The sequence below is a fragment of the Streptomyces botrytidirepellens genome, assembly GCF_003721215.1.
GTDB lineage: Bacteria > Actinomycetota > Actinomycetes > Streptomycetales > Streptomycetaceae > Streptomyces > Streptomyces himastatinicus.
Map to the genome: position 1 here is coordinate 1 of NZ_RIBZ01000765.1, position 10,665 is coordinate 10,665.

General features: G+C 71.8%; 8 protein-coding genes. 6 read left to right on the forward strand and 2 right to left on the reverse strand.

The window, feature by feature from the left end:
- The 6 genes from EEJ42_RS38945 to EEJ42_RS38970 all read left to right on the forward strand — a co-directional run.
- The coding region (locus EEJ42_RS38945) for an FtsK/SpoIIIE domain-containing protein (RefSeq protein WP_123106883.1) at positions 1-1,254 on the forward strand (1,254 nt) is incomplete at its 5' end.
- Between the two features lie 287 nt (positions 1,255-1,541).
- Positions 1,542-2,915 carry an ABC transporter substrate-binding protein gene (locus EEJ42_RS38950; protein ID WP_123106884.1) on the forward strand — a complete coding sequence of 458 codons (1,374 nt, stop codon included), beginning with the start codon at positions 1,542-1,544 and terminating at the stop codon, positions 2,913-2,915.
- Positions 2,916-2,939: 24 nt separating this feature from the next.
- On the forward strand, positions 2,940-4,313 hold the full coding sequence (locus EEJ42_RS38955) for a carbohydrate ABC transporter permease (protein WP_123106885.1): 1,374 nt from the start codon (positions 2,940-2,942) through the stop codon (positions 4,311-4,313).
- Positions 4,310-5,191 carry a carbohydrate ABC transporter permease gene (locus tag EEJ42_RS38960; RefSeq protein WP_123106886.1) on the forward strand — a complete coding sequence of 294 codons (882 nt, stop codon included), beginning with the start codon at positions 4,310-4,312 and terminating at the stop codon, positions 5,189-5,191. Before EEJ42_RS38955 ends, EEJ42_RS38960 begins: the two co-directional genes overlap by 4 nt.
- Before the next feature lie 243 nt (positions 5,192-5,434).
- On the forward strand, positions 5,435-7,318 hold the full coding sequence (locus EEJ42_RS38965; RefSeq protein ID WP_123106887.1) for a stealth family protein: 1,884 nt from the start codon (positions 5,435-5,437) through the stop codon (positions 7,316-7,318).
- On the forward strand, positions 7,291-8,313 hold the full coding sequence (locus tag EEJ42_RS38970) for an FkbM family methyltransferase (protein ID WP_123106888.1): 1,023 nt from the start codon (positions 7,291-7,293) through the stop codon (positions 8,311-8,313). The genes EEJ42_RS38965 and EEJ42_RS38970 overlap by 28 nt, the downstream gene beginning before the upstream one ends.
- On the opposite strand, the gene EEJ42_RS38975 is transcribed toward EEJ42_RS38970, so the two are convergent.
- The gene (locus EEJ42_RS38975) at positions 8,297-9,370 is read right to left on the reverse strand and encodes a serine hydrolase domain-containing protein (protein WP_123106889.1); all 1,074 of its coding nucleotides are present in this window, start codon (positions 9,368-9,370) and stop codon (positions 8,297-8,299) included. The genes EEJ42_RS38970 and EEJ42_RS38975 overlap by 17 nt on opposite strands.
- A 23-nt stretch (positions 9,371-9,393) precedes the next feature.
- Entirely contained in the window at positions 9,394-10,404 is a 1,011-nt protein-coding gene (locus tag EEJ42_RS38980) for a hypothetical protein (RefSeq protein WP_123106890.1), read from the reverse strand.
- Positions 10,405-10,665 lie beyond the last annotated feature (261 nt).

The window sequence follows — 10,665 nt, forward strand, 5'->3', positions numbered from 1 at the left end:
GAGGGCGGCCCGGGGCGCCAGGTGTCGGCCCCGCTGCCCGACTCGGCCCGCCTGCTGGACGAGTTGGGGCTCGCCCGGGCCACCCCCGCGTCGCTGATGGCGCGTTGGGCGGCCGCCGCTGACGAGGTTCCGGCGGGTGGCCGGGCGCTCGCGGTGCTGGGCGCCGGGCCGCGCGGACCGGTCGCCGTCGATCTGGCCGCCGACGGCCCGCATCTGCTGATCGACGGCGGGCCGGGCACCGGCAAGACGGAGCTGCTGCGGTCGCTGGCCGCCTCGCTCGCGGCCGCCGAACGACCCGACCGGCTGGAGCTGGTGCTCCTCGACGGCGCGGGGGCGAGCGGCGGCGCGGAGCGCGGCGAGGGGCTGCGGGTGTGCACGGATCTGCCGCACGTGTCGACGTATCTGGCGGCCTCCGACCCGGTGCGGATGCGGGAGTTCGCGCAGGCGCTCAGCTCGGAGCTGAAGCGCCGGGCCGAGCTGCTGGGCCGACTGGACTTCGTCACCTGGCACACCCGGCTCCGGGAGGGTACGGGCGCGCCCGGCGGCGCTCCCCCGCGGGTGATCGCGCCCCGCTCCCCCGGCGACATCGACCCGCCGCCCAGTACGACGCTGAGGCTGCGCCCCCAGCGTGGCCAGGACCAGCACGCCCCCGAGGCGCGCAGCACAGAAACCCCGCGTCCCTTCCCCCGCCTCGTCGTCCTCGTCGACGACTTCGACGCGCTGGTGGCCCCGGCCCTCGGCAGCCCCGGCCGCCCGGCGGCCGGTTCGGTGGTGCGCGCGCTGGAGGCGATCGCCCGGGACGGCGCCCATCTGGGCGTCCATCTGGTGGCGGCGTCCGGCCGACCGGACCGTACGGCGGATACGGCGGCGGTCGAGCGGGCCGGGCTGCGGATCGTCCTGGAGCCCCGCCCGCTGGGCCCCTCCTCGTCCGAGCGGCCGGAGGCGGAGCCCCACGCCTCGGACGCGTCCGCCGAGTCCGGCGGTGAGCACGCTCCCGGCCGCGGCCGTCTGCTGCGGCCCGACGACGCGGCGGCGACCCCGTTCCAGGCGGGCCGGGTCACCGGGCGGATACCGCGTACCGCGACCCAGCGGCCGACGGTCGTACCGCTGGAGTGGGAGCGGATGGGCGATCCCCCGGCCCGCCGCCCGCTGCGCGAGCTGGGCAACGGGCCGACGGATCTGGCGCTGCTCGCCAGCGCGCTCCAGCGCGCCGCGCAGTCGGCGGACGCGCCGACCGCGCCCGCGCTGATCTGACCGCTGATCTGACCGTCGTACGGACAACCGGGGCGGGCGGGCCGCACAACGTCCGTCCGCACCACGGCCGCACCACTCGCCCCATCCACCCCACGACTTCATTGACGCTTTAACCGATTACGGATCTGTCCGTTCCGCTCCCCCTTTGCGTTTAGGTGTTCATCACGGCCCGGTCACGACCGTGAGTGAACGCCGAAAACAGTATTGCCACGTTGGGTGACCGGGCGTAGGACTGTCGCACGGGACACGGCCGCGCGCGAGGCGGTCGGCATCGGAGGGAAACGGGGATGCAGAAATCGCTTCGCAGGAACAGGAAGCGGGAGAAGCGAACCGCACGAGCCGCGCTGGCCGCGGCATCGGCGGGAGCGCTCATGGTCACCGCCGCGGGCTGCGGCAGCGACGACGGGGACACGGTCAGCGGCGGCCCGGTGCCGGTCACCGTCAAGCTGCCCAGCCTCAAGGGCCAGAAGCTCCAGGTCACCGCCGTCTGGACGGGCACCGAGCAGGAGAACTTCACCAAGGTGCTGAAGGAGTTCGAGAAGCGCACCGGCGCCAAGGTCTCCTTCGTGCCCAGCGGTGACGACATGGCGGGCTTCGTGGGCTCGAAGATCGCGGGCGGCTCGCCGCCGGATGTGGCGATGGTCGGCCAGGTCGGGGTCATGCGCGAATTCGCGCAGAAGGGCTGGGCGAAACCGCTCGACGCCGCCGCCAAGGCGGAGGTGAACAAGAACTTCGCCAAGGGCTGGCAGGATCTCGGCTCGTACGACGGCAAGCAGTACGGGGTGTATTTCAAGGCCAGCAACAAGTCCTTGATCTGGTACAACACCTCGGCCTTCGACTATGCGGGGGCGAAGGAGCCGAAGACCTGGAAGGAATTCCTGGCCCAGGCCCAGCTGATCTCGGATTCCGGCACCGACGCGGTCGCGGTCGGCGGCCAGGACGGCTGGACGCTGACCGACTGGTTCGAGAACGTCTACCTCTCCCAGGCGGGGCCGAAGAAGTACGACCAGCTCGCCCAGCACAAAATCAAGTGGACCGACCCGTCCGTCAAGAAGGCGCTCGAAACGCTCGCCCAGCTGTGGGGCACCAAGGGCCTGGTCGCGGGCGGCCGGAGCGGCGCGCTCCAGACCGCGTTCCCGGATTCGGTCACCAAGGCGTTCGGCAATGCCGCCGAGCCCGACGCGGGCATGGTCTTCGAGGCCGACTTCGTCGCGGCCAACGTCTCGGACGCGGGCGCGGAACTCGGCGGGGACGCGAAGGTGTTCCCGTTCCCGGCGGTGGGCGCCAAGCCACCGGTGGTGACCGGCGGCGACGTGGGCGTGGCGCTGAAGAACAGCAAGGCCGCGCAGGCGCTGCTGACGTTCCTGGCCTCGCCCGACGCCGCGACCATCTGGGCCCAGTCCGGCGGGTTCATCTCGGCCAACAGACACGTCAAATTCAGCGCGTATCCCAATGACCCGATGCGCGACATCGCCAAGGCGCTCATCGCGGCGGGCAATGACTTCCGGTTCGACATGTCCGACCAGGCCCCGGCCTCCTTCGGCGGAAAGCCCGCCCAGGGCGAATGGAAGGCGCTCCAGGACTTCCTCAAGAACCCGAGGAACGTGGAAGGAATCCAGCGCCAGTTGGAAGCCGATGCCGCCAAGGCGTACAAGAACTGACGACTCGACCGGGAGATCCACATCATGTCGACCGCGACTGCGGGCGGCGCGGCCACACCTGGCCGGGCGTCGTCCTCCCCACCCGCCACACCACGCATCGCCAAGAAGAGGAAGAGCGTCCTGGGCACCCGGCCCTGGCTGGCGGCGGTGTTCCTGCTGCCCGCGCTGGCGCTGCTCGGCGCGCTCGTCGTCTATCCGATCGGCTACTCCGTCTACCGCAGCTTCTTCGACGCCAGCGGCAACGGCTTCGTCGGCCTGGACAACTACACGGAGATGTTCTCCGACGACGCCACCAAGACGGCGATCAAGAACAACATCATCTGGCTGATCCTGGCGCCGACCATCTCCACCGCGCTCGGCCTGATCTTCGCCGTGCTCACCGAGCGGGTGCGCTGGGCCACCGCGTTCAAGCTGATCGTCTTCATGCCGATGGCGATCTCGATGCTGGCCGCGGGCATCATCTTCCGGCTGGTGTACGAACAGGACCCGGACAAGGGCGTGGCCAACGCCATGTGGGTGGGCGTGCATGACTCCTTCAGCGCCTCGCCGCCCTTCCCCGGCGCCCATCCGCGTCCGACCGCCGGGCTGACGGAGTCCTCCAACGGCTCCTTCACCACCCAGGACACCGTCCGCGCCGGGTCCCCCACCTCGATTCCGCTGGTCGCCGCCAAGCGCGACGACATCAGCGGCGCGCAGGACGCCCGGGCCGCGCGGCCCGAGGCCGGGAAGGTCACCGGCACCGTCTGGTTCGACTTCACCAAGGGCGGTCTTGGCAAGGAAGGGGCCATCGACAAGGGCGAGAAGGCAATGGCCGACCTCAAGATCGAGGCGGTCAAGGACGGCAAGGTCGTCGCGAAGACGACATCGGCCGCGGACGGTACGTACACCCTCCCCGCCAAGGCCGAGGGCGCCCAGCTGCGGCTGCCCGCCTGGAACTTCTCCGCGCCGTACAACGGCATCGACTGGCTCGGCCCGTCCCTCGTCACCCCCGCCATCATCGGTTCGTACGTCTGGATCTGGGCGGGCTTCGCCATGGTGCTCATCGCGGCGGGGCTCGCGGGCGTCCCGCGTGAGCTGATGGAGGCCGCGCGGATGGACGGCGCCAACGAGTGGCAGGTCTTCCGGCGGGTCACCGTGCCGCTGCTGGCGCCGGTGCTCTCGGTCGTCGTCGTCACGCTGATGATCAACGTGATGAAGATCTTCGACCTGGTCTACATCATCGCGCCGGGCCCCTCGCAGGACGACGCCAACGTCCTCGCGCTCCAGCTCTTCCAGTCGTCCTTCGGGACCGACGTCAACCAGGGCCTCGGCAGCGCGATCGCCGTGCTGCTGCTGTTGCTGGTCCTGCCCGTCATGTTCGTCAACATCCGCCGGATTCGAAGGGAGAGCCGCCGATGACCAGCGCGGACACGGTCGTACAGGCGAAGCGGTCCCTGGTCGGGCGGATCGCGGAACGGGCCGGGGGCGGGGTGGTGCAGGTCGCCCTCGTCCTCATCGGACTCTTCTGGCTGATGCCGACGGCGGGGCTGCTGCTGTCCTCCCTGCGCGACCCGTCGCAGGTGGACATCTCGGGGTGGTGGAAGGTCTTCAGCGACCCGTCGCAGCTGACCTTCGACGCGTACGACAAGCTCCTGAGCAACCAGCAGATCACCGACTCGCTGTGGACCACCCTCGCCATCACGATCCCGGCGACCCTCCTGGTGGTCATCTTCGGCGCGCTGGCCGGGTACGCCTTCGCCTGGATGGACTTCCCCGGCCGCGACTGGTGGTTCCTGATCGTCGTCAGCCTGCTGGTCGTCCCGGTCCAGGTCGCCCTGATCCCGGTCGCCAAGCTCTTCGGCGAGATCGGCATCTTCCAGACCACGACCGGCGTCGTGCTCTTCCACACCGCCTTCGGCCTGCCCTTCGCGATCTTCCTGCTGCGGAACTTCTTCGCCGAGATCCCGCGGGAGCTGCTGGAGGCGGCCCGCCTGGACGGCGCGGGCGAGCTGCGGCTGTTCTTCCGCGTCGTCATGCCGCTGGGCGCCCCGGCGATCGCCTCGCTCGGCATCTTCCAGTTCCTCTGGGTCTGGAACGACATGCTGGTCGCCCTGATCTTCGCGGACAGCGGCAACCCGCCGATCACGGTGGCGCTCCAGCAGCAGGTCCGGCAGTTCGGCAACAACATCGACATCCTGGGCCCCGGCGCGTTCGTCTCGATGATCATCCCGCTGGCCGTCTTCTTCGCCTTCCAGCGGCAGTTCGTGGCAGGCGTGATGGCGGGCGCGGTGAAGTAGCCCACCTGAAGCGCCCCGACCCACAGCGGCTGCGGCCCGGCTCCCGAAAGGGGCGCCGGGCCGTTCCCGTCCACCGGGGGCGCCCCGCCCACCGGGGCCCGTCCGCCGGGGCGGCCGACGGACCCGCTGGGCCGAACGGGGGCACTTTGGGGGTGGCCCGCCATGCCGCCGGGCCATCCGGGAGGCGTTCAGATGATGGTGTGAGGAACCACCCATCCCGCGCCGCCCGCCCCAGGACGCACGATGCCCCTCACCGCACCGCCCGCCGCCCCCCGACCCCCGTGGCTCGCCGATCCGCCCCTGGTGCGCGGCTACCGGCGTACGGTCCCGCTGCGGATCCGCCGCGCGGTCATCGCCATGACCGGTGTCGAGCTGCGCCGCGCGGCCCTGCACGGGCTGGGTCGGCTGTCCCTCACCTCCGGTGCCCTACGGCTGCGCTGGGCGCGGCGGCGGCTGGGGCGGCTGGTGCGTACGGGGCTGCTGTCCGCACCGGACCGCATGGTGATCGCCGACGACCGCGGGACCCGGATCGCGACCGTCGTCCGCACGCCCACCCCGCTGTTCGCGCGCGCCGAGAACCTGCGGCTGGTGTGCGAGGCGCTGGACCGGGCGCGGCTCGACCACTTCGTCGTCCGCTGCTACAGCAACGTCGCCTCCGCCGTGGGCGTACGGGCGGACCAGCGGACGGCGGTGGTGACCGCGCTCGGCGAGCTGTGCGAACGCGAGGCGGGCTACGTCTCGCTGCCCCCGCGCAAGGGCGGGGCGGCCCCGCTGCGCCTCGGCGCCACGGCCCGCGCCTGGCGCGCCCTGGCCGCCGCGCCCGTCGTCCGCTTCACCCGCTTCCACACCACCCCGCGCGGGGACCTGGTCCTGGGCTCGTCACACGGCTGCGACATCGAGTTCTGGGACCGCGCCCCGGCGGAAGCCCCGGCGCACCCGGAACCGGGCGGAGGCACCGCCGAGATCCTCCACGCCCCGCGCCCCAACCGCACGACCGCCTCCGTACCGCTCACGGGCGACGCCGTCCGCGCACCGGACCACATGTTCACCCGGCTCGCCCCGGCCGAGGGCTGGTCCCCGGGCCCCCTCGTCCGTACGCGCCCCGAGTTCACCACCCGGCTGCCGGACGAGGTCCGCTTCCCCATCGACGTCGTCTACACCTGGGTCGACGGCTCGGACCCGCAGTGGCAGCGGCGGCGCGCCGCCGTGACCAACACGGAGGCGGGCTACCACGAGCAGGCCGCCAACGCCGCCCGCTACGCCAACCGCGACGAGCTGCGCTACTCCCTGCGCTCGCTCCACCTGTACGCCCCCTGGGTGCGGCACATCTACATCGTGACGGACCGCCAGGTGCCCGACTGGCTCGCGCTCGACCACCCCGGCATCACCGTCGTCGACCACCAGGAGATCTTCGACGACCCGACCGTGCTGCCCACGTTCAACTCGCACGCCATCGAGACCCGGCTGCACCACATCAAGGGCCTCGCCGAACACTTCCTCTACTTCAACGACGACGTCTTCCTAGGCTCGCCCGTCACCCCGCAGGACTTCTTCCTCGCCAACGGCGTCACCAAGTTCTTCCCCTCCCGCGCGCTCATCCCGCTGGCCCCCGCCGACCAGCTGGACGTCCCCGTATCGGCGGCGGGCAAGAACAACCGGCGGCTGCTGGAGGGCCGGTTCGGGGCGACCGTCACCCAGAAGATGAAGCACACCCCGCACGCCGTGCGCACCAGCGTCCTCGCCGAGATCGAGCGGGAGTTCCCGGAACCGATCCGCGCCACCATGGCCAACCGGGTGCGTTCCACCTCGGACGTCTCCCTGCCGTCCTCCCTGCACCACTACTACGCGTTCCTCACCGGCCGCGCGGTCCCGGCCCAGCTGCGCTACGACTACTTCGACCTCGCCCGGCCCACCATCGACAACCGGCTCGCGAGACTGCTGCGGTCGCGCCACTGCCAGGCGTTCTGCCTCAACGACACGGTCTCCTCCGAACACGACCTGGCCGGTCAACTGGCCCTGCTCGGCCCCTTCCTCGACGCCTACTTCCCCGTCCCCAGCCCGCTGGAGCGGGCCGTCACCCGACAGGAGCCGCGGCAGCCATGCCCCTCGCCATCACCCTCCCGCTGAACCCGGACGTCCTGGCCTCCAGCGGCCCGTACCCCCGCGCGCTCAATGTGCTCAGCCGCAAACAGACCGCGGTCCAGCGGCAGTTGCGCCGCTCCGGCCTGGCAGGCTACGAACCCACCACCCAGGCCACCCTGCTGGCCCTCGCCGGACAGGCCCCGGCGGGCGGCGCGGTGTACGACATCGGGGCGCACATCGGGCTGTACTCGGCCCTGGTCGACGCGGTCTACGGGCGGCGCCCCGGCGGCCCGCACACCATCGCCTTCGAACCCACCCCGCAGACCGCCGCCCTCTGCCGCCGCATCCGCCACTGCAACGCCCTCGACTACGAGGTGCAGCAGACCGCGCTCTCCTCCGAACCCGGCACCGCGGAGCTGTACTTCTCCCACAAGTCGGAGTCCTCGAACTCCCTCAACCCGGCCCACCGCAAGCACACCGAATCGGTGACCGTCCCGGTCACCACGGTGGACGCCTTCACCGAGGATCGCGGCCTCGTCCCCCACCTCATCAAGGTCGACGTCGAGACCTACGAGGCGGACGTCCTGACCGGCGCCCTCGCCACCATCCGCCGCCACCGCCCCTGGATCATCTGCGAACTCCTCCCCAGCGCCGACCACGGCACCCTCCGCACCGCCCTGGCCCCCCTCACCGCCATGGACTACGGCCTGCACCCGATCACCCCGGAGTCGCCCTGGCAGCGCTACGACGAGACGACCTACCAGCAGGCGGTCAGCACCCAGTCCCGCGACTGGCTCCTGGCCCCCCGCCCCCTCACCCCCGCCTTCCACCGCGCCGTACGCCGCTGGCTGATCGCGATCCTGGCCTGCGACGAGACGACGAACCTCCTCACCCCCGACAAGGCGTCCTTCCCCTACGCCTGGAACGCCCCCTACCGCCCCCGCGCCCTCCGCCCCGCCCTCACCCGCCTGACCACCGCCGCGGCCCTCGCCCGCCGCGCCTTCCCCTCGGCCGCCCAGCCCCTCACGCCGACGCGCTGACCGGCGCGGGTTGGACCGCCTCCGACACCGCGGCGAGCAGGCTCTCCACGTGAGCACCCCAGCGGGAGCTGATGACCAGGTCCCGGGCCGGGTCGACCCACAGCAGGTGGCCGCCCCCGTTGCCGCGGGCGCAGCGCCCGGTCGCCGGGGCCGTCGGCCATACCGTGCGGTGGTCGTTGAGCCACCAGGACAGCCCGTAGTTCGGCTTGACCCGGCACGGCGTCCACATGTGCTCGATCCAGCGGGCGGAGACGACCCGGGTGTGCCCCCAGCGGCCGCCGCGCAGGCACAGCTGCCCGAGGCGGGCCAGGTCGAGCGCGTTGATCCACAGCCCGCCGCCCCAGTGGGCGCCGCCGGAGACCACCGGCACCCGGCTGCCGTCGAGGTCCACGAACGCGTCGGCGTAACCGTGCCAGGACCAGGACGACGACGCCCCGATCGGCGCCATGACGCGCTCCCGCAGCACATCCGGCAGCGCGCGGCGGAACAGGACCGTGAGCGCGAGGGCGGTCAGATTCACCCGGACGTCGTTGTACGCCCACCCCGCACCGGGCGGCCCGCCCGCCGACTCGGTACCCTCCCGCGTGCTCTGCGCGTCGACCGACGTCGGCTTGCCCCACAGCTCGCCCTCCCACTGGCTCGTCTGGTCCAGCAGATGACGCCAGGTGACGGCCCGCCCCTGGGCCCCGTCGAACTGCGGCAGCCCGACCCGCGCTCGGACCGGCTCGTCCAGCTCCAGCAACCCGTCGTCATGAGCCACGCCCGCCACCAGCGCCAGCACGCTCTTCGTCGCGCTGTACGCCATCTCCACCCGCGCCGGATCCCCCCACGACGCGATCACCGCACCCCGCCGCACGACGACCCCACTCGCACCCCCGCCGTCCAGCAGCGGGCCGATGACCTCCCGGTGGGAGGCGTCGGCGACCTGCGCATCGAGATACGCCGCCATGTCCCCCACCCCGGGCACCGACCGCTCCCCCTGCCGCCGAGCAGCCTCCGCCACACCCCCGGCGTCCACGCCCTCCCACGGATCCCCGAACCCGCCCGCCTCGTCCATATCCCCACTCTCGTAGCCGCCGATTACTGGAAGTTGATCTGGTGGGGGTGCGTGGGGTCAACAGGGCACGTGAAGATGCGCATCTGACCGCGCCCGACGTATACGCCGGTGGGGTCGTTCGCTCCCATCACGTCCACGATTTCCCGGTCCTCCAGAGGCACCCACGTCAGTGAACCTCCGTTCCATTCCTGGTCGCTGACGGTCAGCAGAGGACGCATGGGAGCGCCGCAGGAGCAGTCGATCCGGGCTGGGCCCGTGAGCCCCCACCGGGCGAAGCCGCCGACCTTCCAGCCCGGCGCGATGGACAGGTCGCCCGTGTAGGTGAGTTCGTACGTGTCCTCTTCCGCGGCCGCGTCCATGAGTTCCTCCTCCCAGGCGTCGATCCTTTCCTGCACGTCCCCGCTCAACAGTTCGGGCCACTCGTACTCGACGACCTGCTCCGGGTGGAGTACGCACGTATTCGGGACGCATTCCGCCCGTCCCACAACGACCGGCTCCGGATTGTCCGTGAGCGCGTCCCCCACGTCCTGCGACCGCCGCCACTTCAGCCGCACGTCCATCGTCCGTTCCGGTCCGTGCACCTCGAACGGGCACCAGAAGACCTGGAGCAGATCGCACCCCTCGGGGCCGGTCAGATCCGGGATGTCCCGGGTGAAGAGCTGGGCCGCGGCAAGCAGGGGGATCGAGGCGTCGTCCCGCAGCTCCGGGAGGTGGAGGCCCTCCGCAAGACCGGCGAGCGTTGCGCGTTCCGCCTCCGACGGCCCACGCGGCGAGTCCCTCCGCCACGCCTCGTCGAGGATCCGGCGCTCCAGCCGTACGTCGGACAGCAGCTCCCCGCGGCCCTTCTCGTGGACGGCCTCGCACAGGGGCCACGGCTCGTCGGCGGGCCAGAGGAACGGGCCCGCCACCGAGCTCTCATCCCGCTCCGGGGAGCCCGGCCGAGGGTGCAGACGGGTGGTCGTCCTGCGGTGTTCGGCGAGTTCCGGAAACATCGCTTCGATATCGACCGGCCGCTCGGGCGTCGTGCGCGTCATGCGAACAGAGCCTCCCATGGGGTCGGCATCGGCGCGGGCCGGGGGCGTGGGCACTCCTTCGGATGCGACAAAAGGGCGCATACCCGGCGTGTCGCCTAGGGTTCAGTGCGTACGACGTATCCGCCGCGAAGGGCAACGCGCCATGAATCGCCTCGGTGTCCGGAGTTCCCGCGGCCTCGCGGCGTTCGCCGTGATGGCCGGGGGGATGGGGGTGATGGCGGGGACCGCCGTCACGGGCGTGGGTGGGGTGTTCGTGGGGGC